Origin of the sequence: Stenotrophomonas sp. NPDC077421 (genome assembly GCF_049545505.1) — a bacterium.
GTDB lineage: Bacteria > Pseudomonadota > Gammaproteobacteria > Xanthomonadales > Xanthomonadaceae > Stenotrophomonas > Stenotrophomonas nematodicola.
Genome location: NZ_JBMWDP010000006.1, coordinates 25,921 through 51,682, shown reverse-complemented (window position 1 = coordinate 51,682; position 25,762 = coordinate 25,921). Strand labels below are relative to the sequence as shown.

The following is a 25,762-nucleotide window of genomic DNA, read 5'->3' as shown; positions in this document are numbered from 1 at the left end:
GAGGGGAAGGGCAATGAACCAGGCAATGCGGAGTGGCGAGAACACGCGCCTGATCGTAGTGATCAGCGTGGTGGCGACAATTGGCGGATTCCTGTTCGGGTTCGACAGTGGCGTGATCAATGGCACGCAGGACGGCCTGCACCAGACGTTCAGGTCTGGCGAGTGGATGCAGGGGTTCGAGATCGCCTCGATGCTGCTGGGCTGCGCCATTGGTGCCTTCAGCGCCGGCCGTCTGGCCGACCGCCTGGGACGCCGCAACGTGCTGATCATCGCGGCGGTGCTGTTCCTGCTGTCGGCAATCGGTGCGGGGGCCGCGTCCTCGTCGATCATGTTCATCATCGCGCGGGTGATGGGCGGTTTCGCGGTGGGCGCGGCCAGTGTGATCTCGCCGGCGTATATCGCCGAGGTTGCACCGGCGCGCTATCGGGGCCGCCTCGCCACGGTCCAGCAGATCGCCATCATCAGCGGGCTCACCGTTGCCTTCCTGTCCAACTACCTGCTGGCGGCCTCGGCGGGTGCCTCGACCGAGGCGCTGTGGGGCGGCCACGCGGCGTGGCGCTGGATGTTCTGGATGCAGGCCGTGCCGTCGCTGCTGTTCCTGGCGCTGCTGTTGACCATCCCGGAAAGCCCGCGCTACCTGGTGGTGAAGCGCCGCAAGGACGAGGCGCTGCAGGTGCTCACGCGGCTGTTTGGCGGTGCCCAGGCGCAGGCCAAGCTTGCCGAGATCGACGCCTCGCTGTCCACCGACCATCACCGCCCGCGGCTGTCGGACCTGCGCAGCCGGGCCACCGGCAGGGTCCGGCCGATCGTGCTGGTGGGCATTGGCCTGGCCATCTTCCAGCAGCTGGTCGGCATCAACGTGGTGTTCTATTACGGCGCCGTGCTCTGGCAGGCGGTGGGCTTCTCCGAAAACGACGCGTTGCTGATCAATGTGCTGTCCGGTTCGCTCAGCATCGGCGCCTGCATCGTCACCGTGCTGCTGATCGACCGCATCGGCCGCAAGCCGCTGCTGTGGATTGGCTCGGCCGGCATGGCGGTGTCCTTGGCGCTGCTGGTGGCGGCGTTCGCCAGCGGCTCGCTGGTTGATGCCCACCTGCAGCTGCCCGGGCGCATGGGCACGCTGGCGCTGGTGGCAGCCAATGCCTACGTGGTGTTTTTCAACGTCTCGTGGGGTCCGGTGATGTGGGTGATGCTGGGCGAGATGTTCCCCAACCAGATACGCGGGTCGGCGCTGGCGGTGGCCGGTGCGGCGCAATGGACCGCGAACTTCGCCGTCACGGTGACGTTCCCCATTCTGCTGGCCGCCATCGGGCTGGCCGCGACGTACAGCCTCTACCTGGCGTCCGCGATCATCTCGGTCTTCTTCGTGCTGCGGTACGTGCACGAAACCAAGGGCAAGGAACTGGAGCAGATGGAAGGATGAACGCGATGACGACGCAACGGTTTGCGCGGGCCTGCAATGGGCTGCTGCCAGGTGTGCTGATCCTGGCGCTGGCGGCCTGCGGGAGCGGTGACAAGGCGGTTGGAGCTGCAGCGGTCGACCCCGGGCCGTGGCCACAGGTCGCGTGGCCATTACCCGAGGATCCCGCGCTGGAATCGCGCATCTCCGACCTGATGGCCACCATGACGGTGGAGGAAAAGGTGGGACAGCTGGTGCAGGGCGACATCGCCAGCATCACCCCGGCTGACCTCCGCAACTACCGGCTCGGCTCGATCCTCGCGGGCGGCAATTCCGACCCCGGCGGCCATTACGACGCCTCGCCCGCCGAATGGCTGGCGCTGGCCGATGCGTTCTACGACGCCTCGATGGATACGTCACAGGGCGGCAAGGCCATTCCGGTGCTGTTCGGCATCGATGCGGTGCATGGGCAGAGCAACATCATCGGCGCGACCCTGTTTCCGCACAACATTGGCCTGGGCGCAACGCGCAACCCGGCGCTGCTGCGGCGGATCGGCGAGATCACCGCGCTGGAAACCCGTGCGACCGGCATGGAGTGGGCATTCGCGCCCACCGTGGCCGTGCCGCAGGACGACCGTTGGGGGCGTACCTACGAGGGCTACTCTGAATCGCCCGACGTGGTGGCCAGCTACGCCGGGGCGATGGTGGAGGGACTGCAGGGCACGGTCGGCTCGCCCACGTTCCTTGATGGCCGCCATGTGATCGCGTCGGTAAAGCACTTCCTCGGCGACGGCGGAACGGTCGATGGCAGGGACCAGGGCGATACCCGGATCAGCGAGGCCGACCTGGTGCGCATCCACGCGGCCGGGTATCCGCCGGCGATCGCCGCGGGCGCGCAGACGGTCATGGCGTCCTTCAACAGCGTCAACGGCGAGAAGATGCACGGTCACCGGCCGTATCTGACGGATGCGCTGAAGGGGCGGATGAACTTTGGTGGCTTTGTGGTGGGCGACTGGAACGGCCACGGCCAGGTCAAGGGCTGCACAACGACCGATTGCCCGGCCACCATCAATGCCGGGCTGGACATGGCGATGGCGTCGGACAGCTGGAAGGGCTTCTACAACACCACACTGGCCGCCGTGAAGGACGGCACCATCCCCCAACAGCGCCTTGACGACGCGGTGCGACGGATACTGCGGGTCAAGATGCGACTGGGTCTGTTCGAGGCAGGCAGGCCGTCGTCGCGCGCGGTTGGTGGACAGTTCGCGCTCGTCGGCGCTCCCGATCATCGTGAGGTGGCACGCCAGGCGGTCCGCGAATCGCTGGTGCTGCTGAAGAACCAGGGCGGCGTGCTGCCGCTGTCACCGAAGCAGCGCATCCTTGTCGCCGGTGACGGTGCCAATGACGTGGGCAAGCAGGCCGGCGGCTGGACGCTGAACTGGCAGGGTACCGGCACGCGCCGCAAGGACTTCCCGAATGCGGACACGATCTTCGAAGGCATCGCGCAGCAGGCCAAGGCCGGCGGCGGTGAAGCGGTGCTGGCGGTGGATGGCAGATACGCGGTCAGGCCAGACGTTGCCGTGGTGGTGTTCGGCGAGAATCCCTACGCCGAATTCCAGGGCGACCTGGCGACCCTGGCGTACAAGGCGGGGGACGATTCGGATCTCGAGCTGATCAAGCGGCTGAAGGCTGACGGTATTCCGGTGGTCGCGGTGTTCCTGAGCGGGCGGCCGCTGTGGGTGAACCGCGAAATCAATGCCGCCGATGCATTCGTGGCCGCATGGCTTCCCGGTTCGGAGGGTGGTGGCATTGCCGACGTGCTGCTGCGCAGTCCCGACGGCAGCGTCCAGCACGACTTCAAGGGGAAGCTGAGTTTCAGCTGGCCGCGCACCGCGGTCCAGTACGCCAACAATGTGGGGCAGAAGGACTACGACCCGCAGTTCGCATTCGGCTTCGGGCTTACGTATGCCGACAACGGCGATCTCGCCGCGCTGCCGGAAGTATCGGGCGTGACCGGCAATGAAGGTGCGGCCGGTGTGTTCTTCGCGCGAGGTGACGCCGGGTCCGGCATCGCCTTGCGGCTGGAGAATGCCACGGGGCAGGGCGTGACCGTCACCAAGGTGCCGGAATCCCTCGACGGCGGCCTGCTGAAGGTCACCGGGGTGGATCATCTGGCGCAGGAAGACGGTCGCCGCTTTGCCTGGACGGGCAAGGGCGAGGCGATCGCCGCGCTGCAGTCGCATACGCCGCTGGACCTGCAGCGCGAGAGCAACGGCGACCTGATGCTGTTGACCACGCTGCGGGTCGAGGCCGCGCCCCGGGGCGACGCATGGCTGTCGGTGGGATGCGGCACGGGCTGCTCGGCACGCATTGCGCTCGGGCCAACGCTGGCAACGCTGCCGGTGGGGCAATGGACGCGCGTGGGCCTTCCCTTGAAGTGCCTGGCCGCGGCCGGCGCGGATGTGGGCAAGCTGGAGCGCCCCTGGTCCATCGGGACGGCCGATGCGATGACGCTCTCGGTGTCGCGCGTCGCCCTGGGGGCCTTGAACGAGGCGGAGACCACCATCGCATGTCCGGGCCGATGACCCCGCGACGTGCGCGGTCAGCGCGTGGGCGGGGGCGCGACCGAGTCGCGCACCACCAACCGGTGCGGCATGACGTGGTCGGTCAACACGCGCGCCTCGTCGTGCCTGCGGCGGATGGTGCGCAGCAGGATGTCGATGGCCGCATCGGCCATCGATGCGATCGGCTGGTGAATGGTGGTGAGCTCCGGCCAGACCGTCGTCGCGGCCGAGGTGTCATCGAAGCCCACGACCGACAGATCGCGGGGGACCTCCAGGCCGCGTCTGTGTGCGACAGAAATCGCTGCCGCGCCCATGTCGTCGTTGCTGGCGAAGATCGCGGTCGGGGGCCGGCGGTGGGAGAGCAGCCTCTCGGCGGCGGCAAGCCCAGAACGGTAGGTGTAGTCTCCCTGCTGGACGAGGGCGGGTTCGACCTGCAGCCCGGCCTCGCGCAGGGCGGTGACGAACCCGTCGTAGCGCCGCGCGCTCGCGCTGAGATCGTTGCGGCCGCGGATGAAGCCGATGCGGCTGTGACCCTGCCGGATCAGGTGTTCGGCCAGGTCCCTGCCAGCCTGGAGGTCGTCGATGCGCACGCAGGAAATGTGGTTGCCGAGGTGGCCCGGTGCGATCGCGACCACGGGGATGCCCGCCTTGACGAGTTCGGTGACGGCAGGCTGCGATTCGCACAGCGGTGGCGGCAGGATGACGCCATCCACCCGGCCGGCCAGGGCCCGCGCGGCCTTGCGCTCGGCGGCGGGGTCAAGATCGTCCCAATAGTCGACAACCAGCTGGATGGCAGCGTTGGATGCGACACGCAGCAAGCCGACCAGCAGCTCGCGCAGATAGGCACCGCTGGGATTGGTGTAGATCAGCGCGATGCGCGTGTGCTGTGCGGCCGCCAGCGAACTGGCCGCCAGGTTGGGCGTATAACCCAGTTCGCGCACCGCGCGCATCACGCGTTCGCGGGTGGCATCGCGCACCTTGCCCTGGTTGATCGCCCGCGACACGGTCATCGGCGACACCCCGGCCAGGGCCGCCACCTCGTCGATCGTCACGCCACTGGTTTTGCGGCGGACCGACTTCTTCGGCTTCTCCAATTCGCGCTCCCGTTCTTCTCTGTGACGCTGACGCCTCCAACGCACGTCCCGAGCTTACAAGGTTTGCTGTCCGCGCTGCGGGCGTGCTCGGGTGTCAAGCGGTGTCATCGGATGCTGGGTGCCGCGATGGTGTTATTCGCCTGTGCGGGCAACGCGCACGCGGAGGATGGATACGCCCTGTGGATGCGCTATGTGCCGCTTGAACCTGCGCTCGCGGCGGACTACCGCAGGCACCTGGCACAGGTGGTCGCCCCTGATCAGACGCCGGCCCAGCGTGCCGCGCGCGATGAGCTGGCGCGCGGGCTGACGGGCCTGCTTGGCAGCGCGCCACCCATGCAGGGCGCGGCGGCCGGCGGCGCGACCCTGGTGCTGGGTACGCCGGACTCCTCTGCCTTGATCGCGCCGCTCCGCCACGAGATCGACACACTGGGTGACGAAGGCTATCTGCTTCGGCATGCACGGATGGACGGACGCGACGTGCTGGTGGTGGCGGCCCGCCACGATACCGGGGTGCTGTACGGCGTGTTCCACCTGCTGCGACTGCTGCAGACAGGCGCGTCGCTGGACGTGATTGAGGTGCGCGAGTCGCCCCGGCTGCGGCTCCGCGTGCTCAATCACTGGGACAATCTGGATGGCCATGTCGAACGCGGCTATGCAGGCCGCTCGCTGTGGGACTGGCAGACGCTGCCGGAATGGCACGACCCACGCTACACAGACTACGCGCGCGCCAATGCCTCGCTCGGCATCAACGGCACGGTGCTGAACAACGTCAACGCGAGCGCGCAGAGCCTGGCGCCGGATTATCTGGCCAAGGCAGCCGCGCTCGCCGACACGTTCCGGCCGTACGGCATCCGCGTGTACCTGAGCGCGCGCTTCAGTGCCCCCGTCGAACTGGGTGGACTGCCCACCGCCGATCCGCTCGATCCCGGCGTACAACGCTGGTGGCGCGACAAAGTCGGCGAGATCTACGCGCGCATCCCGGATTTCGGTGGCTTCCTGGTCAAGGCCAATTCGGAAGGTCAGCCCGGCCCGCAGGATTACGGCCGAACGCATGCCGACGGTGCCAACCTGCTGGCCGGCGCGCTGGCGGCGCACGGCGGCGTGGTCATGTGGCGCGCCTTCGTCTATGCCCATGACGTGCCTGCGGACCGGGCCGCGCAGGCGTATACCGAATTTGCCGACCTGGACGGGGCGTTCCTGCCGAATGTGATTCTTCAGATCAAGAACGGGCCCATCGACTTCCAGCCGCGCGAGCCGTTCCACCCGCTGTTTGGGGCCATGCCGCGCACGCCGCTGATGATGGAAGTCCAGATCACCAAGGAGTACCTCGGCTTCGCCACCCATCTGGTGTATCTCGGCCCGCTGTACCAGGAAGCACTGCGGTCCGACCCTCGCATGCGCGGCCAGGGTGACACCGTGGCGCAGTCGCTGACCGGCATGGCGGGCGTGGCCAACATCGGCAACGACCGTACCTGGAGTGGCTCGCATTTCGACCCCGCCAACTGGTACGCGTTCGGCCGCCTGGCATGGAACCCGCATCAATCGGTCCGCGACATCGCGGCGGACTGGGCGACCATGACCTTCGCGCAGGATCCCGGCGTGGTGCAGCCCATCGTCGAGATGATGATGGGTTCGCGCGAGGCCGCAGTGAACTACATGACCCCCCTGGGCCTGCACCACCTGATGGCGCGCGGGCACCACTACGGGCCCGGCCCCTGGGTCGATGGCGGGCCGCGCGCGGACTGGACCTCGGTGTACTACCACCGGGCCGACCGCAATGGCATCGGCTTCGACCGGACCGCGCGTGGGAGCAATGCCGTAAGCCAATACGCACCAGAGGTGGCCGCCCACTATGGCGACCTGGCGCAGGTTCCGGAGCCGCTGCTGCTGTGGTTCCACCACGTCCCGTGGGACCACCGCATGGCCTCCGGGCGGCCGTTGTGGGATGAACTGGTCGGGCGCTATTCGCAGGGCGTGCGCCAGGTGCAGGCCATGCAGGCGCACTGGGCAACCCTGGGCCCTGGTGCGCCCGACACCAACGCGCGGGGCGCCGCTCCGCCGCCGCGCGGCGTGGACCCGCAACGGCACGAACAGATCGCGGCCTTCCTGCGCATCCAGTTGCGCGAGGCCCAGTGGTGGCGCGACGCCAGCGTGGCGTACTTCCAGTCGGTGAGTGGCAGGCCGTTGCCAGCCGGCGAAACCGCGCCGCCACACCCGCTGGCCTGGTACCAGGCCCTGCAGTTTCCCTCCGCACCCGGAGATGGGCGATGAACCCAGGAACGTGGTGGAACGGCATCGTGGCGGCCACGCTGGCGTGCTGCGCCACGCCGTCAATGGCACAGGATGCGGCAACCGCGTTGCTGCATCCGCTCTTCCAGGACCACGCCGTGCTGCAGCGGGACCAGCCGATCGCGGTCTGGGGCCGCGCCGCGCCCGGCACCGCCGTGTCCGTGGCGCTCGCCGGGGGCACCGTCACCACGCGCGCCGATCCCGGCGGCCGTTGGCACGCAACGCTGCCGCCCACTGCCGCTGGCGGGCCTTACGAGATGTCCGTGCGGGCAGGGCAGGTGACCCGGGTCGTGCGTGACGTGCAGATGGGCGACGTCTGGTTGTGTTCCGGGCAGTCGAACATGGAGCTTCCGGTATGGCGCACGCTCGATGCGGCCAGCGAGATCGCCGCCGCCACGCATCCGTCGATCCGTCTGTTCACCGTACCGAAGGCGGCAGCTGTCACCCCACAGCACGACGTCCAGGCACCCGCAGCGTGGCAGCCTGCGTCGCCGGACACGGTGCGCGAATTTTCCGCGGCGTGCTTCTACTTCGCGCGGGAACTGCAGCAGACCGTCAACGTGCCGATGGGCCTGATCCAGGCGGCGTGGGGCGGCTCGCGCATCGAGGCATGGACCAGCAGCACTGCGCTCCGCACGCAGGGCGGCATGGACCCGGCGCTGGATGCGCTTGCGCTGTACGCGCGCGATCCCGCTGCGGCGACCCGGCGATGGGGCCGGCACTGGCAGCAGTGGTGGACGACGCGCGAAGGTGCCATCGCCGGCGATGCGCCCTGGCAGCCTGACGCGGGCGGCACCGGTTGGCAGGACGCACCGTCCACGCTGGGCGCGTGGGAGCGGTGGGGCGTGCCGGCGCTGTCGGACTACAACGGCATGGTCTGGTACCGCACGCAGGTGACTCTGACCGCCGCGCAGGCGGCGCAGGGCGCGCGACTCGAGCTGGGGCCGGTTGACGAGACCGACATGACCTGGGTCAACGGCGTGGCGGTGGGCAGCCAGTACGGCCCAGGGCAGGCGCGCTCCTATCCCCTGCCAGCGGGCCTGTTGCACGTCGGCGCGAACAGGGTCGTGATCAACGTGCTGGACACCTATGGCGACGGGGGGCTGGCAGGCCCTGCGGATGCCCACGCAGTGCACCTGGACGATGGCACGCGCATCGTCCTGGACGCGCCCTGGCAGTACCGCGCAGCACCCGGTGCAGCAGCGCCGCCCCCTGCACCGTGGCAGGCCGCCGCAGGCCTGTCGACGCTCTACAACGGCATGATCGCGCCGCTGGGCAACTACGGAATGCGCGGCATGCTGTGGTATCAGGGCGAATCCAACACAGCGGATGGCCCGGCCTACGCGGCAAAGCTGCGCAGCCTGCGCGAGGACTGGCGCAGCCGGTTTGGCGCGCGGATGCCGTTGCTGGTGGTGCAGTTGGCCGGTTACGGCGCGCCGCCCGTGGCGCCGGCGGAGAGTGGATGGGCACAGGTCCGCGAGGCACAGCGACGGGTCGCCGCGGAAGATCCGCACAGTGGGCTGGCGCTGGCCATCGATATTGGCGACGCCTACGACATCCATCCGCCCAACAAACAGGTGCTGGGCCGTCGCCTGGCGAGGCTGGCGCGGCATGTGGTCTACGGCGACCGGACCGTCGACCCGTCCGGGCCCACCGCACGCAGGGCCTCGCGCCTGCAGGGCGCGGTGCGGATCGTGTTTGACGACGTCACCGGCACCCTGGTCACGACCGGCGCGAACGGTCCCATCGGCTTCGAGCTCTGCGATGCCGAGGCGCGGCACTGCACCTATGCCGACGCCGTCCTGGACGGGCGCGAGGTGGTCCTGCGCAGTCCGCAGGCAGCGCCAAGCGCGCGCGTCCGCTACTGCTGGGCCGACGGCCCGGTCTGCACGCTGCGCGACAGCCGTGGCGCCCCGGCAGGGCCCTTCGATCTTTCCCTCACCAACGCGGAGGACCGCTGATGCGTCTGCTGATGGCCACACTGTTCCTGCTGATGTCCACGACGGCGGCGCCACTGCGGGCCGCGCCTGCGCCACCGGTGTACTTCGAGTGGTTCGAATACGTTGGCCGCGATGCGGCCTTTGAAGCACCGCTGCCGGCCGGGTACTACCGCAACCCGATCTTGGCCGGATTCCACGCCGACCCGAGCATCGTTGGCGCGAAGGGCCGGTTCTACCTGGTCAATTCCAGCTTCACCTATTTCCCGGGCATCCCGGTGTTCGAGAGCGTTGACCTCGTGCACTGGACGCAGATCGGCAACGTGATCGACCGTCCGACCCAGGTGGACTTCGATGGCCTGAGTGTGTCGCGCGGCATTTTTGCCCCGGCCATCGCGTACCACGACGGTGTGTTCTATGTTGTTACCACGGCGGTCGACAGCGGCGGCAACTTCATCGCCACCGCGCGCGATCCCGCCGGGCCCTGGTCCAACCCGCACTGGCTGCCGGGCATCGGCGGCATCGACCCATCGCTGTTCTTCGACGAAGACGGCCGCGTTTACCTGCTCAACAATGACCTGCCGCCCGGCCCGCCGCGCTACGAGGGCCATCGTGCGATCTGGATGCAGCAGCTGGATCTGCCGTCGTTCGAGCCGGTGGGGCCGCGCCGGGTACTGATCGACGGCGGGGTGGACCCGGCCAGCAACCCGATCTGGATCGAGGGACCACACCTTTACAAACGCGAGGGCTGGTACTACCTCTCCGACGCCGAAGGAGGTACCGGGCCGCAGCATTCCCAGGTGGTCCTGCGCAGCCGCGACGTCTGGGGGCCGTACACCCCGTATGCGGGCAATCCGATTCTCACCCAGCGCGATCTGCCCGACGACCGGCCACGGCCGATCACCAATGCCGGGCATGCCGATCTGGTGGAAGGTCCGGACGGCGCGTGGTGGGCGGTGTTCCTTGCCAGTCGCAACTACCAGACACGCCACTACAACACGGGACGGGAGACCTTCCTGCTGCCGGTGCAATGGCGTGACGGCTGGCCCGTGATCCTGCCGGCTGGCCAGACCATCCCGTATGCGGTCAAAGCGCCGTCATGGATGCAGGGCGAGGCCAGGCAGGCACCCTCCACCGGCAACTTCATCGACCGCGACGACTTCGATGCCCCCACGCTTGGCCGCGGCTGGTTGCGCGTGCGCGTCCCCAGGCAGCCGTGGGCGGACCTGCGCGCGCGCCCGGGTGCCTTGGCCGTGCATCCCCTGGCGGAGAATCTGGATACGCTGCGCAATCCCGCCTTCCTCGGCCGCCGTCAGCAGCATCTGCGCTTCGAGGCCAGTACCGAGATGACGCACCCGGCGGCAGGCGTGGCGGCAGGCCTTGCCGCCTTCCAAAGCGAGGCCTACTGGTACTTCCTCGGGGTGCGCAGCCTTGGCGAAGACCGCGTGGCGGTCTTCCTTGAAGTGCGCGACGGGAACGGCGTACCGCGGACGCTGGCCAGCCGGACGTTGGACGCGACCGCATCGCTGCGCCTGAAGGTTGCCGGCAACGAGGGGCACTATGCGTTCGCGTTCGACACGGGCGATGGCCGGGGGTGGCAGACCCTCGCCGCTGACGTGGACGGAACGGTATTGAGTACGGATCGTGCAGGCGGCTTCGTTGGCGCGCTGCTGGGACCATTCGCACGCGACGAGCGTGCCTTGAGGAGCAGATGATGACGCGCAGGCTTTCCCTTTGCAGTGGCCTTCGCGGCCCCGTCTTCCGCACCGTGGTGCTGTCTGCCGCGCTCGGGCTGGTCACCGTCGGGCACGCCGCGTCGCCCCCGGCGTGGCTTGATCCCTCGGCCAGCTTTGAGGCCCGCGCCGCCGCGCTGGTGGCGCAGATGACCCTGGAGGAGAAGGCCGCGCAGATGCAGAACGCAGCACCCGCCATCGAACGTCTCGGCGTGCCCGCCTACGACTGGTGGAACGAAGGCCTTCACGGCGTCGCACGGGCAGGGCAGGCCACCGTGTTTCCGCAGGCCATCGGCCTGGCCGCCACGTTCGACGTGCCCTTGATGGGGCAGGTGGCGACCACCATCAGCGACGAAGCGCGCGCCAAGCACCACCAGTTTCTCCGGGAGGGCGCGCATGGGCGCTATCAGGGGCTGACCTTCTGGTCGCCGAACATCAACATCTTCCGCGACCCGCGATGGGGGCGGGGCCAGGAAACCTACGGCGAGGACCCATACCTCACCGCGCGCATGGGCGTGGCCTTCGTGCGGGGTCTGCAGGGCGACGACCCGGTGTACCGCAAGCTGGACGCCACGGCCAAGCACCTCGCCGTACACAGCGGCCCCGAGGCCGACCGTCACCACTTCGATGCGCGCCCCACCCGGCGCGACCTGTACGACACCTACCTGCCGGCATTCGAGGCGCTGGTGAAGGAAGGGCAGGTGGATGCCGTCATGGGTGCCTACAACCGCGTGTACGGCGAGTCCGCCAGCGCCAGCCGCTTCCTGCTGCGCGACGTACTGCGCCGCGACTGGGGCTTCAAGGGCTACGTCGTGTCGGACTGCTGGGCCATCGTCGATATCTGGAAGCATCACCACATCGTTCCCACCCGCGAGGCCGCCGCCGCACTGGCAGTGAAGAACGGTACCGAGCTGGAGTGTGGCCAGGAATACGCCACACTGCCGGCCGCGGTGCGCCAGGGCCTGATCGGCCAGGCAGAGATCGACGAAGCGGTGACGCGTCTGTTCACCGCCCGGATGCGGCTGGGCATGTTCGACCCGCCGGAGCGCGTGAGGTGGGCACGCATCCCCGCGTCGGTGAACCAGGCCCCCGCGCACGATGCGCTGGCCTTGAAGGCCGCACAGGAGTCGCTGGTGCTGCTGAAGAACGATGGCGTGCTGCCGCTGCCACGGACCCTGAAACGGATTGCCGTGGTCGGCCCGACCGCCGATGACACGATGGCGCTGCTCGGCAACTACTTTGGTACCCCCGCCGCACCGGTGACCATCCTGCAGGGGATACGTGACGCGGCGAAAGGCGTCGAGGTGCGCTATGCGCGTGGCGTGGACCTGGTCGAAGGGCGCGACGATCCCGCTGCGACCCCGCTGATCGAGGCCGCGTACCTGCGGCCCTCGGCCAGTTCACCGGAACGCGGCCTGCGCGGTGAGTACTTCCGCACCGCCGACCTGTCCGGAACACCGGCGCTGGTCCGCACCGATGCCCAGATCGGATTCCGCTGGGATCGGGGGTCACCCACCGACAACCTGCTGGCCCGCGGTGAAGCAGCGCCGGGGCAGGGCATTCCGAACGATGGCTTCAGCATCCGCTGGAGTGGACAGCTGCTGCCACCGGTGTCGGGTCGCTACCGCATTGAGGCCGCCGCCGACGACGGCTTCCGCCTCTACGTGGACGGCAGGCGCGTGCTGGACCACTGGAAGCAACGTGATCGCCTGCATGGCGATGGCGTGGAGCTGGACCTGCAGGCCGGCAAGGCCTACGACGTGACCCTTGAGTACTTCGACGCCGAGCGCGACGCAGCCGTGCGGCTGGGCTGGCGCATGCCCGGCGCGAAGCCGCCGTTCGAGGAGGCACTGGAGGCCGCCCGGAGCGCGGATGTGGTGGTGTTCGTCGGCGGACTGACCGGCGATGTCGAGGGCGAAGAGATGACGGTCAACTACCCGGGCTTCGCCGGCGGCGACCGCACCGACCTGCGCCTGCCCGCCACCCAGCGTGCGCTGCTGGAAGCGTTGCACGCCACCGGCAAGCCGGTGGTGGTGGTGCTGACCGGCGGATCGGCGCTGGCCGTCGAGTGGGCCCAGGAAAACCTGTCCGCGATTCTGATGGCCTGGTATCCAGGGCAACGCGGTGGCACGGCCGTGGGTGACGCGCTGTTCGGCGACGTCAATCCCGCTGGCCGGCTGCCGGTGACGTTCTATACGGCGGACCAGACGATGCCCGCGTTTGACGACTACACAATGGAAGGCCGCACATACCGCTATTTCCGCGGCACACCACTGTATCCGTTCGGTCACGGGCTGTCCTACACCCGGTTCGGCTACGGCACGCCCCGCCTCGACACGTCACGGATCGCCGCAGACGGGACGCTCAATGTGCAGGTGGAGGTGGCCAACATCGGCAAGCGCGCAGGCGATGAGGTGGTCCAACTGTACGTGCGGCGGCTGCAGGCCGCTCCGGGAGAGGCGCAGCAGGCACTGCGCGGCTTCCAGCGGATCCATCTGGCCCCCGGCGAACGGCGGACCGTGGCGTTCGTCCTGGATGCGCCCCAGGCGCTGCGCCACTACGACGACGCGCGCGGTGCATACGTCGTGACGCCCGGGGCGTACGAGGTGCGGATTGGCGGTTCGAGCGCCGATACCCGGGTGCAGGCCGGGTTCACCGTGGAGGCGGCCCGTGACTGAACCTCGCCGCGCGGAGCCCTCCAGCCACACGCTGTCGATCCTGGAAAAGCTGGGCTACAGCCTTGGCGACCTCGCTGCCAACCTGATCTTCCAGACCCTGATCACCTACCTGGCGTTCTTCTATACCGATGTATACCGGCTGCCGCCCGCCACCGCGGCCACGATCATTTTCGTGATCGGCCTGATGGGCGCCTTCGTGTTCACACCGCTGATCGGCATTGCCGCCGACCGCACGGTCAGTCGCTGGGGAAAGTTCCGGCCGTGGATCCTGTGGACAGCGATCCCGTTCGGCGCGCTGTCGCTGCTTGCCTTCAGTACGCCCGAACTGGGTGAGCGCGCCAAGGTCATCTACGCCGTGGTGACCTACGGGCTGCTGATGCTCGTGTACGCCGCCAACAACCTGCCGTACTCCGCGCTCAGCGGGGTGCTGACCGGCAGCATGGCCCAGCGCAACAGCCTGTCGGCCTACCGCTTCGTGGCGGTGATGATCGCGCAGTTCATCATCCAGGTCCTGCTGCTGCCGCTGGTGCTGATCCTTGGCGAGGGCGACCGCGTGCTCGGCTTCGAACGGGTGATGACCGTGTTCGCCGTGGTGGGAACGCTTTTCTTCCTGATCACCTTTGCCACCACGCGCGAGCGGATCGTGCCGGCCAAGGAGCAGACCGGTGGCGTGCTGCAGGATCTGGCCGACCTGGTGCGGAACCGGCCGTGGAAAGTGATGCTGGCCCTCACGGTGCTGGTCTTCATCAACCTGGCCCTGAAGGGCGGCACCTACGTCTATTACTTCCAGTACTACATGAGCGAGAGCGCCCTGGCGGGCTTCCTCGACAGCTCCGGCTTCAACCGCTTCATTGCAGGACTGAATGCGGTACTCAACGGATGGGGTCTGTCCGGTTTCACCTGGCCCACGGACCCGGCGACGTCGGCGTTCAGTCTGTTCAACGCCTGCGGCATCCTCTGCATGATCCTCGGGATCGGCATCTCCCGTCGCCTGGCCGACCGCTTCGGCAAACGCGATGTCTTTGGCGGTGCATTGCTGGTATCCACCGTGTTCCTGCTGGCGTTCTACTTCTTCCCGCCTACCGCCGTGGCCGTGGCCTTCGGCGCCTTCATGCTGCACGGCTTCTGCTACGGCATCACCATCCCGTTGCTGTGGGCGATGATCGCCGACGTCGCGGACTACTCCGAATGGAAGAACCATCGCCGCGCCACCGCGATCATCTTCTCCGCAATGCTGTGCGGACTGAAGATAGGGCTGAGCATCGGCGGCGCGCTGGTCGCCGGCATCCTCGCGCACCACGGTTACAGGGCCGGCGTCGAACAGCAGCCTCAGGCCGTGGTGGATGGCATCCGCCTGACCGTGAGCGTGTACTGTTCCCTGCCGTTCCTGGTGGCGGTTGCGCTGCTGTTTCTTTACAGGATCGACAAACGCATGGAGACCCGCATCGAGCAGGAGCTGCTGCAGCGCCGCCAAGGAACGACCCTTGACCATCTGGCGGCACATGCGATCTCCAAGCCACTGGTGACTCACATTTACACGGCCGACCCGTCGGCGCATGTGTTCGGCGGGCGCCTGTACATCTACCCGTCACACGACATCGACGGCGGCGCCCCGTTCGACGATGAGGGCGGTCACTTCGGTATGGAGGACTATCACGTATTCCGCATGGACACGCCCGAGGGCGAGGCAACCGACTGCGGCATGGCACTGCATCTGCGTGACGTGCCTTGGGCCGCAAAACAGATGTGGGCACCGGACGCGGCCACACGCGACGGCCGCTACTACCTGTACTTCCCGGCCAAGGACGGGCAGGGGACGTTCCGCATCGGCGTCGCGGTAGCTGATCGTCCGGAGGGGCCTTTCAAAGCCGAACCCGAGCCGATGGCGGGCACCTACTCGATCGACCCGGCGGTGTTTGAGGACGACGACGGTGCGCACTATCTCTACTTCGGCGGCATCTGGGGCGGGCAACTGCAGAAGTACCGCGACAACTGCCACGACGCGTCGCACGAGGAGCCCACCGGCGGTGCGGCAGCGCTGGGCCCGCGGGTTGGCCGGCTGGACGTGGGCATGACGCGGCTCGCGGAGCCCACGCGGGAAGTGATCGTTCTGGACGAGCACGGGCAGCCCCTGCGCGCCGATGACCACGCGCGTCGCTTCTTCGAGGGCGCGTGGATGCACAAGTACCAGGGCCGGTATTACCTCTCGTACTCCACAGGCGATACGCACCTGCTGTGCTACGCCGTCGGCGACAGCCCGTATGGACCGTTCACCTATCGCGGCGTGATCCTCACCCCCGTGGTCGGCTGGACCACGCACCACTCCATCTGCGCCTTCGAGGGGCAGTGGTATCTCTTCTACCACGACGCGCTCTTGTCCGGCGGCGTGACCCACCTGCGCTCAATCAAGGCCGCGCCGCTGCACATCGAGGCAGACGGCAGCATCCGGACCCTCGATCCCTATGGCGCCTGATACGCCCTCGCCGAAGGACGACGCGCGGGCCCCGCTGCCGGCTGGCCGGCTGCACGGGTTGCGGTCAGGCCTGCTGGAGGTCGTGCTTGCCCCGGACGCCGGCGGACGCATTGCCCAGCTACGCTACGACGGTGTGGCATGGCTGGTGGGCGAGCAAGCGGGTGGGGCGGGGACGCCAGCCATCGCCTGGGGGTGCTATCCGATGGTTCCGTGGGCGGGGCGCATCCGGCATGGGAGCTTCACCTTTGACGGCAGGCGCCGTTCGCTGCCCGCGAACTTCGATGCCCACGCGATTCATGGCGTCGGTTTTACCCGGCCGTGGCACATCGACAGCCTCGACGCGGACACCGCCAGGCTGTCGTTGGCACTGCCCGAGGATGACTATTGGCCATTCGGAGGCAGGGCAACCCAGACCCTTCACCTGCAGCCGGATCGCCTGCATCTCCACCTTTCCGTTGAGGCCGGCCATCAGGCAATGCCCGCCGTGATTGGCTGGCATCCGTGGTTTCGCAAGCCGGATCGCCTGCAGTTTGCCCCCGGCACGATGTATCCACGGGATCACGAGGGCATTGCCACCTTGCCGTGCGTGAGCCCGGCGCCCGGGCCGTGGGATGACTGTTTCATCAACCAGGCGGACGTGCTGCTCGCATCTGCTGGCCAGCAGCTACGGATTCGGGCCGATGCCGATCATTGGGTGATCTATGACGGCGCACCGCACGCGACCTGTGTCGAGCCGCAGACGGGCCCGCCTGATGGTTTTACGTTGGCGCCGAACCGACTGGAGCCGGGACAACGTCTGGAGATGGAGGTCGAACTCAAATGGGAGAATCGATGCGTGAGGTAGCATCGACGGTGCGTTTGGAGCTCTGGGGCTGGTGTCGGATTTCCTAATTGTTGTCATGCAGATTAGGTCAAGATAATCAGTGGGTTCGATGCGAAACTGCTCGTAACGCATACCAAAGTGGCGGAGAGCCGCCTGCCCAAGTCGAGGGTGGCCCAATTCGCGCGCTTCCAGGGCGTGGTACGGATGAAATAAAGCGTGATGGAGCTGGCCTAGCTGTTCGCTAGGCCAGCTGGCTGATCTGTCTGGGAGAAGGCGGCTCTGAGTCCTAATCTCTTGATGCCTGCTTCTGCCCGGAAGCAGGAATCGGCGGGGCAGGGGATTAGGGAGATTTATCAGGGGTAGGGCAGCCCTGCCTGCGACAGCAGATGAGCTTCATCATCAGCACTAGCGCCCTTATCAGTGGTCAACAAACCTAGAATCCGAACAGCGTCAACCGGCCGGTTGACCGCTGCGGCTTGCCCATGAAGGCTAATGAATGAGCTCTATGATGGCCGACGGGGCGGGGCACGTAATTAACCACCCACCCGAGCCTTCCGAGCACTATAGGAAGCCCCAAATCTCGTTAGATAAGACGCTCGTGCCTCACAATTGAGCCCCGGGTCCGTGAACACCCAATTTCGTGGCGATGCCGCACCGGGGAGGCGCGCCGTCTTTGAGGGGAACGGAATGACAGCAGCGCATACCGCAGATCTCGAACAGCTCAAGGCGCTGGTGCAGGCTGTCGATCCGCCAACGCGGCTGGAGCACCTAACTGCCGCGCTAATTGGCGAACTGATCGGGGTCTCGGTCGCGGTGGCCAAGTCGGGCTTCCAGCACGGCGCGGATGCCGGAACCGCCGGACGCCAGGAACGGTTCCTGCGCATCGAATGCAAGCGCTACAGGGATGATACGTCGCTCAATGACCGCCTCCTGCTGGGCGAGATCGATCAAGCGATCGACGCGGATCCGGCGCTGGAGGCCTGGATCCTGGCCGCGACGCGCGAGGTTGACGAACAACTCGAGCGCCAGCTTTATAAGCACGGCAACGGGTGCGGAATTGCCGTCCTGATTATCGATTGGAAGTCGCACGACGAGCCATCCCTGGCCGCGCTGCTGGCATCCAATCCCGCGCTTGTGTCGAAGTTGCTCAATCCGGCAGCCGGTGCGGTCGCAGCCCGGCTGCGGGCCTCCATGGCCGCGGCGATCGAGCGCCTACTCCGCGACCTGGCCGCATGGCATATAGGCACGGCCATCGTTCGCCGCCAGTCGATCAAACGGTTGCGCTCGATCTGGACCAATCCCCGGCAATCGCAATCGCACTTCGGCCAGGTAGTGTCTGGGGGCGCCAAGCGGCACATCCACCGGGCCCACGTGCTGCGCCAGCTTGACGAATGGTGGGTCACGCAGGCCGGAACCGCCTCGCCGGCCTGCGTGACCGGCCTGTTCGGCGTGGGCAAGACCTGGGCGGTCACCGATTGGTTGATTGAACGCGCCGACCAGTTTCCGATCACGTTGCTCGTCCCGGCCTCCGCGGTGGGTGGGCGAGATCTGGGTTCGACATATGAGGTCAAGTCCTTCCTGGCCGAGCGCTTGCTCGAAGTGATGCAGGTGCGCGATGCGGCACATTGGCGCGCTCGCCTGGAACGCATGCTACTGCGTCCACCGACCGAGGGGCCGTTGCTGCTGGTCGTGCTCGACGGCATGAGCCAGCAACCGCAGGCCAACTGGGAAGGCCTGCTCAAGGTCTTGCAGGGCGCGGAATTCGTTGGACGGGTGCGCACGATCACGACCACGCGCACGCTGCATTTCGAGGTCAAGCTACGGCGTCTGGCGTCGCTAGTGGATCGTGCCGTGCCTATCGAGGTCGAGGGCTACGACCTCAAGCCCAACGGCGAGTTCGACCAGATGCTCGCGTTGAACGGCTTGCGCCGCGAGGACTTGCACCTGGACCTGTACACGACGGCGCGCATACCCCGGCTGTTCGACTTAGTGATCCGCTTCCGTGAACGGCTCGTCGACGCTGGCGCGGTGACTTTGCATCGACTGTTGTGGGAGTACGGGCGCGATGTCGCCGGTGCGTCGACCAACAAAGCGTTCTCCGCGCAGGAATGGGCCGAGTGGCTGCGTACGGCGGCCGGGGGCATCCAAGACGGAATCCGCTCCTATTCGCTCAGAGCGCTGAGTGAGTCCGCCGCGCGCTCAGACCTAGAGCCGGGAGAGGTTTACCAACGCCTGAGCGAGCTCGCTGATTCCACCTTTTTCACCCGGCTGGAGGATGGCACGCTTCAATTAACCCCGTCGCTGGTGAACCACGCCTTGGGTGCCACCGCCGTGCAGTTACTGTCCGCCGATCCCAACGCCACGCGCGAGGCGCTAGAGTCCGCGCTCGAGCAATGGCTCGATCCCATCAGTGGCATGGATCAGCGCCCGGAAATCCTGCGCGCCGCCGTGTCCATTGCCCTCGAATCGGGTCCTCCCCGGCCCCTGCTCGGAGTCCTCGCGGCGGCGTGGCTGCAAACGCAAAACCTGGCCGAGAATCACCAGGTCGAGGTGCAAGCGCTCGCGGCCGAAATGCCCGACGCCTTGCTCGATGCCATCGAGTTGTCGCATCGCTACAACCATGCGGCCAGCCGGCACACCGCAGTCGAGGCGTTGCGCGGTATTGAGCGCAGCAACACAACAGTGCGTGCGCGTATCTTCGCCCGCGCCGCCGAGTGGCTGCGCCGCATCTCGCGCGATCTGGAGCTGCGAACCAAGTCGGAGCCGGAGCCAGAGGCGGAGGCGCATCGGCACAAGCGTTGGATCGAGCGCATCGGCGTCGATGCCTCGGGTCCGCGCACGCTACTGGGCGAACAGATGGTGCTGGTCGATCGCGACGACGGCCAGTGGACGGACCACGTGCCAGCTCTGGTGGAAGGCTATGCGCTGATCGAAGCGTTGCCTGCGCTGCGCCTGGCCGCCATCGCTGCGGCCGTTGGCTCCTCCAGCCACCGGGCTTGGGATCAGCTGCGCTGGGTGTACCTGTTCAATCCGGTCGATCCCGATCCCGTCGCCGCTAGCGTGCGGGCCGCCGCGGCGGACATGGCCGCCCGTGTGCCCGAAGCTGGTTTACATCCGCAACTGGCGCGGCGGGTGGCCGAGCTGCTGCTGTACGTTTCGGGCCGCGAAGGCGACAACGAGGCAGCGGCGGCACTGAACGTGGTCATGGGCCGGCCGTTCACCTACGAAGAGCACTACTTGGCCGATCCAGGCCGCAGCTTCTTCCGGCTGGAGCGCCGACATGTGCAGGCGGTGCTGGTCGACGAAACCCTGCCGCTGCACGTTCGACTAAAGAAGTGCGATGACTTGTGGTTCGACCCGAGTTTCGAGGCGCCAGCCGCCTTTTGCCAGGCCGTCGCTGACTCGGTTCGCGACTTTCCGCTGGACAAGATGCGCACCGGCCGTTACGCCACCAGCGAAGACCACAGCTTCGACGAACTGCAGGCGGTGCTGGCGCGCTGCGCGCCGGAGGTGCTTGCGGACCTGCATAGAAAGCTGGCGTCCCGGGCGCCGACCACTATAGAGGCACGCGCCGCACACGCATGGCACCAGAACGATGCGCTCCTCCTGCACGGACCCGAGCAGGTCAAGGCGGCTCGCACGTTGCGAACGGTCGAGCGCGACCCTCGCGAAGGTGAGGAGACCCATGCTGCGACGCAACTGCTGCTCACTGAACTGACAGATCTCGACGCCTTGGCGCAGGCCTTGCTGGTTGTGGAGGCCGACCTTCCGGGCATTTTGACCACGATCAGTGATGACCTACGCCCGATGAGCAGCACCCAAGTCGACAAATTGATCGAGCGATATCGATTCGGCTCACCCAAGCAACAGCAGCAGGTCTTGGTGCTGCTAATCACCGAGCCGCCGGCGTTGAGCGATACGGCCTGGGGCTGGCTGGTGGAGAAGTCGAGCTCGACAGACGAGATCGACGTGCGTCTGGCATTCATGGCGATGGCTGCCTCGGATCCCCGTCGCTTGGGTACGCACCTGGACCAGGCGGGCTGGCACTTTACCCCGGACGCAGACACGTTCGCGACACATGCCGCGTCGGGCGCGCTTATCGAGGCCAGTCGCGGCCAGCCGTTCGAGCAGATCGCCGGGCGCCTGGCGCCGTGGCGCTTGTTGGAGGCCGTGCGAATGCGCGGGAACGACGCCTCGGAAGCGCGCGTTGCCTTGGAGCGGCTGGATGCCATCCTCGCCGGCGGTCCGCGAGAGGCGCCCGACCCTGGCGCACAGATATTCGTCGAGCGAACGGACGCGTCGAACCGACCGCCGTGGTACTCCGCTCGCCCGATGCCCCCCGAGAACCCGAACTCGGCCGAGGCCCTCCAGCACGCGTTCGATGAAAAGGCGCAGCAGGAAGCGCACAAGCGTGCGGTCGAAACGGCATGCGTGCGGATCGCCAAGGCACGCAAGGAAGGCGCCAGCTTGTATCTGGAGTTCGTCACGCGCGAGGACGGGCAAGCCATCCTTCAGCACGGGCCCGAACTGCTCACGCGTTGGATCGACGGTCACGAAACTTTGAGCGTGGAGTTCGTGCGGCGCGTGCAGTTGGCCGAGGGGCTTTTCCTGGCGATCGCTGAAGCGCTGCTCGTCGAGCGGCCGGCTCTTGGCGTGAGCGTGTGGCGCGCCCTGGGCAGCGCCATGCTTACCCGTGTGATGGGCGCCGCGAAGCTGCCGGAGCTTTGGCATATGCTGTTCCGGGTGCCGGACTCGTCCGAGGTCATCGCCGCACGCGATGGGTTGCTCGAACTGGAGCGCACGCACACTGACGCGCAGCTATATGAACTGGCACTCGCGGCACAACTTAACGGCTGCAACGCATGGCTAGAGACGGTGATCGTGCGCGATTTGGCATCGCAGGTGCCCTGGCGACAGCAGCGTGCCGAGCTCCTGCGCGGCTTCCTAGTTGGGAACGTGCTGCCGGTGGTCGACGCATGGCCAGAGGGCCAGTCGAACTCCTGGGCCGAGGAGATTCGGCGGGGCGCGGCGCGTTTACGATACATGGAAGCCTGCGCCCGCCATTGGTGGCGCGAGTACTGGCAACGCGACGACCCGGAAGAAGCCTTCGCTGCCTGGGTCTTGTTCGAACAATGCGCTGATCGGCGCGCCGCGTGTTGGATGCGGCAGGAAGCGGAAGCAGCCACGCTGGATGAAGCGCAGCGGGCACGAAAGCACCGGCATTGGGCAGTGAATCGGCCTCGCTTGGAGCACGGCGCCGACAAGTCCAGCCTATCCCTGCAGCGAACCTTCTTGCGGCGGCATACGGACGACATGGTTTGGCCATGGCGCGAGTAGCTGTCGATCCCGTTTCCTCGGGCCACGCACGTTGTGAGGTGCGAGTCGGATCGGGGTAGGGGAACGACGGCCATGTCGCCGGCCTGGGCACATTTTCGCTAACGCCAATGCGACCGGATGAGATTTTCATCAGCGTCCGGCACTACTGGGCGCTGCTGGAAGGCGAATGGTTCGCACTGTTGGTCGATCTCGAGCCTGTTGCCGCCGAGGACGAGAAAGAAGATTGGTAGTGTGGGAATTATGGATTTATCTTGGCTGGGGGCCAGAACGCGGACGCATGTCACGCAGGCTCACGAGGTATCTGATCTGTCGTTCTTGGGGGGCTCGCAATCCGGAGACGGGGTTTTCCGGTCGCTTTCTGGGGAGGGCTACCCCAAGAGCATGCCCGGTTGCTGCGCCTCATGGAGACGCTATCTACATCTATAGCTGTCTTCTTATGCGTTCTTGGAGCGCAAGGGCGGTTGGGATGTTCTTGGCTGCAAGGGCGGCGGCTATCTCGACAAGTGCCTGCCGCGCCTGAGCGTCTTGGGACAGGGCTTGCGTGTCGGAGCTCAACGCCGCCGCCACCAGCTCCACCAACGCGTTGCCCGTATCCTCGCGGTACCAGCGACCGGAAGGCTCGCGTTGCATGGTGGCGAGCCAGCGAAGTCCGTCAAGGCGAATCGGGGCTCCGAAGTTCGTCGTCAGGAAGTGGCAGAAGCGCGTGACGCATTCTTCGTGGTGACCCAAGTGCGTGGCGGCCCAGCGCTCGTAGATATCTTTCATCCGCAGAGCCGCGCCCGGGTTCAGCCTGGACAACGCATCCTCATTGCCGAAGCCGAGTAAGTCGCAAATTAAGCGCTCGCCGTAGAACCAGAGGCCGGGCTGAGACCAATCGCCGGCAAGGCTGTACTCCGCAGTTGCACGCCAGACGCGTTCGAATGCCACCGGGTCGTCACCTTTCCCGAGACGTAGAAACAAACCGTGAATGAAGTGTTGCAGCGCGTAGTGCGCGGCCGGGCCGTGTGAGAGAACAGGCTCCCATATCGCGCGCGCTTCCCCTTCGGGCGCCGCGATCGACAGGACTCCGAGCTTCAGGAGGATATTGTAGCCAAGTTTCTGGCTCGGCAAGTCGTACTCGCCGTCTTCCTTCTTTTCGCGCGCTTTGGCGCGAGTGGCGTCGTAGTCCCAGATGCGCAGCGCCAAGCGTGTGTCGAGTTCGCGGTCGCCAGTGCCAACGCCATCGATGAGCCAGTTAAACAGGACTTCGAGGAAGTGACCGTCTAGCAAACCGCCCCGTTCGCGCTCCGGCTTTCCGCGCCAAGTCTGGTCGCCTGCACTATAGAGACGCATCCGACGCTGGAAATCCAACCGTGCTTGGCCCGCGGCCACACGCTTGAAGTCGAGGTCATCCGGCGTCGCGTTAGGCGTACGTAGCGGAAAGCGCCGCAGCCGCGCGAGCCACACCTTCCAGACGCGCTCCGCGACGTCGCCATCGCCCTGGTGTGGGGCGAGCAGGATGAGGCCCGACCAGAACAGCCCGGCGCGGAGAAGCCGCCACCACGCGGTGTCAAGCTGCTCTCGATTCGCGTAGGAGACATCGGCCACAACGGCGGCCGCTCGCGTGTCGCCACTTGTCAGAAGGCGCAGGACGCCGGCCTCCCATTCCTGAATACCATCTCCATCGGCGATCCACAGGTGCATGACCGCGTAGGCGACGAACTTCAGCTCGTCGCGGAGGCTCCCCATGAGCCGCCCGCGAATCTGCTCTCCTGTGGACGCAATCGCAGCCACACCGGCACGTACCACTTCGAGCGCGCGCTTCTGCGCTTCGGGGTTCTGGGCGAGCCAAGCGCTTCCCAATGCGACGAGCGTACCGGCCGCCGCGGAACGGCACTTCGATTTCGTGTCCTCATCTTCGCCTTCCGCTCCGGCCTCACACTCTTGGAGCAGATTGAAGAGGTATGCGGCCTCGTCGTCGGCGAGCGGTTGGCCGCCCCGAAGCCGCTGCTCGCACTGGCCGAGGGTCGGCAGGGATTCGTGTAAAAACGGGCCGAAAGTGAGCTAACTGCCTGTCGCAGCTGGCTTTATTGGCCGCTCCAGAAAATCGAGGGTTGGGCAGCACTCTCCCGCCGGCACTTGGGCGCACCGCGCTATTTTCTGTTCGAGATCCCTCTCCAGCTGTCGCAGCTCGCGGATTCGTAGACGGACATCGACGAGCTTTCGCTCGGTCAGCTGACGGGTCTGCTCGCAAGAACCTTCGCCTGTGATCTCTAGCAGGCCAGCGATCTCGTCGAGGCTGAATCCCATCATCTGAGCGCGCCGGATGAACTGAAGCCGATTGACATCGTTTTCGTCGTAACGACGCACGCCTCCTATGGGTCGCTCGGGTTGACGCAGCAGCCTACGCCGCTGGTAGTAGCGCACGGTTTCGACGTGCACATCGGCCGCCGCCGCCAGCCGGCTGATCGTAAACGTGTTCGGACGCACGGCTTGACTCCGTACCTAGGTACAGAGGCTAGTATGCTCTGATGCAAACAACCCCGGCCAAATCGTCTGTTCCAGCCATCGTTGGCGCGAGCATCGCCGCCATTGGCGCATCGGTCTGCTGCGTCGTGCCGCTGGTGCTGGTCCTGCTGGGCATCAGTGGCGCCTGGATCGGCACCCTGACAGCTCTCGATCCCTTGAGGCCCTGGTTCAGCGCCGCCGCCGTACTGTCCTTGGCCGTGGCGTTTTGGATGCTGTATCGACCGGCGGCACGGTGCGGTGTGGATGGCAGTTGCATCGCCCCGGACGCTCTGCGACGCAGGCGACGTTGGCTCTGGTTGGCGACAGCCCTCATCGTCCTGTTGCTGCTGTTTCCCTATTACATCGTCTGGATTCTGTAGGAGGCGCGATGCACAAGTGGATACTGGCCCTGGTGGCTGCTCTGTCGGTCGGTGCCGCTCTTGCGACGCCCGCAACCGTAGTGATGCTCGATGCTGAGAACATGACCTGTCCCGCCTGCGGCATCACCATCAGGAAGGCGCTGGAGAAGGTGCCGGGCGTGGCCGATGTGAAGGTGGACACCCGGGCTGAAACAGTCACGGTGACGTTCGAATCGAGCCAGACGGATGCAGCCGGAATCGCGCGTGCAGTCACGGAAGCAGGCTTCCCGGCCAAGGTGCGGACTGGCGGTGAGTGACGTCAAGCTGGAAAGCATCTTGACCTGCCCGGAGTGCGGCCATCGGGCGACCGAGACAATGCCCATCACAGCGTGTCAATTCTTCTATGAGTGCACGGGCTGTGGAGCGGTTTTGCGTCCGCATCAAGGCGACTGCTGTGTGTTCTGCTCGTTCGGAACAGTGCCATGTCCACCGATCCAACAGAACAATCCCTGTTGTGGTTGAACCGCGGACTCCGATAATAGTTGGACAGACAGGCTGCGAGATCGACTGTGCCACCCTGGAAAGCGCG

16 protein-coding genes and 1 pseudogene are annotated in these 25,762 nt (G+C 66.6%); 14 read left to right on the top strand and 3 right to left on the bottom strand.

Translation table 11 applies throughout. The features are described from left to right. The first annotated feature begins 13 nt into the window (after positions 1–13). Both ACPEH1_RS04905 and ACPEH1_RS04900 read left to right on the top strand, forming a co-directional pair. Entirely contained in the window at positions 14–1,423 is a 1,410-nt protein-coding gene (locus tag ACPEH1_RS04905) for a sugar porter family MFS transporter (protein ID WP_017355987.1), read from the top strand. After that, the gene (locus ACPEH1_RS04900; protein ID WP_166473666.1) at positions 1,420–3,984 is read left to right on the top strand and encodes a glycoside hydrolase family 3 protein; all 2,565 of its coding nucleotides are present in this window, start codon (positions 1,420–1,422) and stop codon (positions 3,982–3,984) included. The genes ACPEH1_RS04905 and ACPEH1_RS04900 overlap by 4 nt, the downstream gene beginning before the upstream one ends. A 17-nt stretch (positions 3,985–4,001) precedes the next feature. Here the strand turns inward: ACPEH1_RS04900 and ACPEH1_RS04895 are convergent, their stop codons facing one another. After that, the gene (locus tag ACPEH1_RS04895) at positions 4,002–5,057 is read right to left on the bottom strand and encodes a LacI family DNA-binding transcriptional regulator (protein ID WP_136007045.1); all 1,056 of its coding nucleotides are present in this window, start codon (positions 5,055–5,057) and stop codon (positions 4,002–4,004) included. Between the two features lie 111 nt (positions 5,058–5,168). Between ACPEH1_RS04895 and ACPEH1_RS04890 the strand changes: the two genes are divergently transcribed. From ACPEH1_RS04890 to ACPEH1_RS04855, 8 genes and pseudogenes are all read left to right on the top strand, one after another. Next, positions 5,169–7,328 (top strand): alpha-glucuronidase family glycosyl hydrolase, encoded by a 2,160-nt coding sequence (locus ACPEH1_RS04890; RefSeq protein WP_313242412.1) that lies wholly within the window; start codon positions 5,169–5,171, stop codon positions 7,326–7,328. Further along, on the top strand, positions 7,325–9,307 hold the full coding sequence (locus ACPEH1_RS04885; protein WP_423715351.1) for a sialate O-acetylesterase: 1,983 nt from the start codon (positions 7,325–7,327) through the stop codon (positions 9,305–9,307). Before ACPEH1_RS04890 ends, ACPEH1_RS04885 begins: the two co-directional genes overlap by 4 nt. Further along, positions 9,307–10,998 (top strand): glycoside hydrolase family 43 protein, encoded by a 1,692-nt coding sequence (locus ACPEH1_RS04880; RefSeq protein WP_423715349.1) that lies wholly within the window; start codon positions 9,307–9,309, stop codon positions 10,996–10,998. Before ACPEH1_RS04885 ends, ACPEH1_RS04880 begins: the two co-directional genes overlap by 1 nt. Beyond that, the gene (locus ACPEH1_RS04875) at positions 10,998–13,694 is read left to right on the top strand and encodes a glycoside hydrolase family 3 C-terminal domain-containing protein (protein WP_423715347.1); all 2,697 of its coding nucleotides are present in this window, start codon (positions 10,998–11,000) and stop codon (positions 13,692–13,694) included. Before ACPEH1_RS04880 ends, ACPEH1_RS04875 begins: the two co-directional genes overlap by 1 nt. Beyond that, positions 13,687–15,168, top strand: a pseudogene (locus ACPEH1_RS04870) (MFS transporter); the annotation flags it as partial. The gene ACPEH1_RS04875 and the pseudogene ACPEH1_RS04870, both read left to right, overlap by 8 nt. After that, positions 15,151–16,167 carry a glycoside hydrolase family 43 protein gene (locus ACPEH1_RS04865; RefSeq protein ID WP_423715382.1) on the top strand — a complete coding sequence of 339 codons (1,017 nt, stop codon included), beginning with the start codon at positions 15,151–15,153 and terminating at the stop codon, positions 16,165–16,167. The pseudogene ACPEH1_RS04870 and the gene ACPEH1_RS04865, both read left to right, overlap by 18 nt. After that, complete coding sequence (locus ACPEH1_RS04860; RefSeq protein WP_136007055.1) at positions 16,157–17,011, top strand: aldose epimerase; 855 nt, start codon at positions 16,157–16,159, stop codon at positions 17,009–17,011. The genes ACPEH1_RS04865 and ACPEH1_RS04860 overlap by 11 nt, the downstream gene beginning before the upstream one ends. Positions 17,012–17,614: 603 nt before the next feature. Beyond that, the gene (locus ACPEH1_RS04855; RefSeq protein WP_423715345.1) at positions 17,615–22,327 is read left to right on the top strand and encodes a hypothetical protein; all 4,713 of its coding nucleotides are present in this window, start codon (positions 17,615–17,617) and stop codon (positions 22,325–22,327) included. Between the two features lie 420 nt (positions 22,328–22,747). Here ACPEH1_RS04855 and ACPEH1_RS04850 read toward each other — a convergent pair whose 3' ends face one another. After that, positions 22,748–24,010: a hypothetical protein gene (locus tag ACPEH1_RS04850; protein WP_423715344.1), complete on the bottom strand. Its 1,263-nt coding sequence runs from the start codon at positions 24,008–24,010 to the stop codon at positions 22,748–22,750. Here ACPEH1_RS04850 and ACPEH1_RS04845 point away from each other — a divergent pair. After that, positions 24,005–24,352: a hypothetical protein gene (locus ACPEH1_RS04845; RefSeq protein ID WP_423715342.1), complete on the top strand. Its 348-nt coding sequence runs from the start codon at positions 24,005–24,007 to the stop codon at positions 24,350–24,352. The two genes, ACPEH1_RS04850 and ACPEH1_RS04845, sit on opposite strands and share 6 nt — an antisense overlap. A gap of 18 nt (positions 24,353–24,370) precedes the next feature. Here the strand turns inward: ACPEH1_RS04845 and ACPEH1_RS04840 are convergent, their stop codons facing one another. Continuing rightward, positions 24,371–24,796, bottom strand: a complete 426-nt coding sequence (locus ACPEH1_RS04840; RefSeq protein ID WP_017355167.1) for a MerR family transcriptional regulator — start codon at positions 24,794–24,796, stop codon at positions 24,371–24,373. Positions 24,797–24,837: 41 nt separating this feature from the next. On the opposite strand from ACPEH1_RS04840, the gene ACPEH1_RS04835 reads away from it, so the two are divergent. From ACPEH1_RS04835 to ACPEH1_RS04825, 3 genes are read left to right on the top strand one after another with little or no spacing between them, the layout of a single operon-like run. Further along, complete coding sequence (locus ACPEH1_RS04835; protein ID WP_017355168.1) at positions 24,838–25,194, top strand: mercuric transporter MerT family protein; 357 nt, start codon at positions 24,838–24,840, stop codon at positions 25,192–25,194. Between the two features lie 8 nt (positions 25,195–25,202). Next, entirely contained in the window at positions 25,203–25,490 is a 288-nt protein-coding gene (locus ACPEH1_RS04830) for a heavy-metal-associated domain-containing protein (protein ID WP_017355169.1), read from the top strand. Then, on the top strand, positions 25,483–25,695 hold the full coding sequence (locus tag ACPEH1_RS04825; protein WP_080354540.1) for a GDCCVxC domain-containing (seleno)protein: 213 nt from the start codon (positions 25,483–25,485) through the stop codon (positions 25,693–25,695). The genes ACPEH1_RS04830 and ACPEH1_RS04825 overlap by 8 nt, the downstream gene beginning before the upstream one ends. The last annotated feature ends 67 nt before the right edge of the window (positions 25,696–25,762 follow it).

Coding starts and splice junctions, on each gene's coding strand:
- ACPEH1_RS04900 (WP_166473666.1), top strand. CDS start 1,420: ATGAACGCGATGACGACGCAACGGTTTGCGCGGGCCTGCAATGGGCTG.
- ACPEH1_RS04880 (WP_423715349.1), top strand. CDS start 9,307: ATGCGTCTGCTGATGGCCACACTGTTCCTGCTGATGTCCACGACGGCG.
- ACPEH1_RS04905 (WP_017355987.1), top strand. CDS start 14: ATGAACCAGGCAATGCGGAGTGGCGAGAACACGCGCCTGATCGTAGTG.
- ACPEH1_RS04885 (WP_423715351.1), top strand. CDS start 7,325: ATGAACCCAGGAACGTGGTGGAACGGCATCGTGGCGGCCACGCTGGCG.
- ACPEH1_RS04860 (WP_136007055.1), top strand. CDS start 16,157: ATGGCGCCTGATACGCCCTCGCCGAAGGACGACGCGCGGGCCCCGCTG.
- ACPEH1_RS04890 (WP_313242412.1), top strand. CDS start 5,169: ATGCTGGGTGCCGCGATGGTGTTATTCGCCTGTGCGGGCAACGCGCAC.
- ACPEH1_RS04830 (WP_017355169.1), top strand. CDS start 25,203: ATGCACAAGTGGATACTGGCCCTGGTGGCTGCTCTGTCGGTCGGTGCC.
- ACPEH1_RS04875 (WP_423715347.1), top strand. CDS start 10,998: ATGACGCGCAGGCTTTCCCTTTGCAGTGGCCTTCGCGGCCCCGTCTTC.
- ACPEH1_RS04835 (WP_017355168.1), top strand. CDS start 24,838: ATGCAAACAACCCCGGCCAAATCGTCTGTTCCAGCCATCGTTGGCGCG.
- ACPEH1_RS04850 (WP_423715344.1), bottom strand. CDS start 24,010: ATGCACCTGTGGATCGCCGATGGAGATGGTATTCAGGAATGGGAGGCC.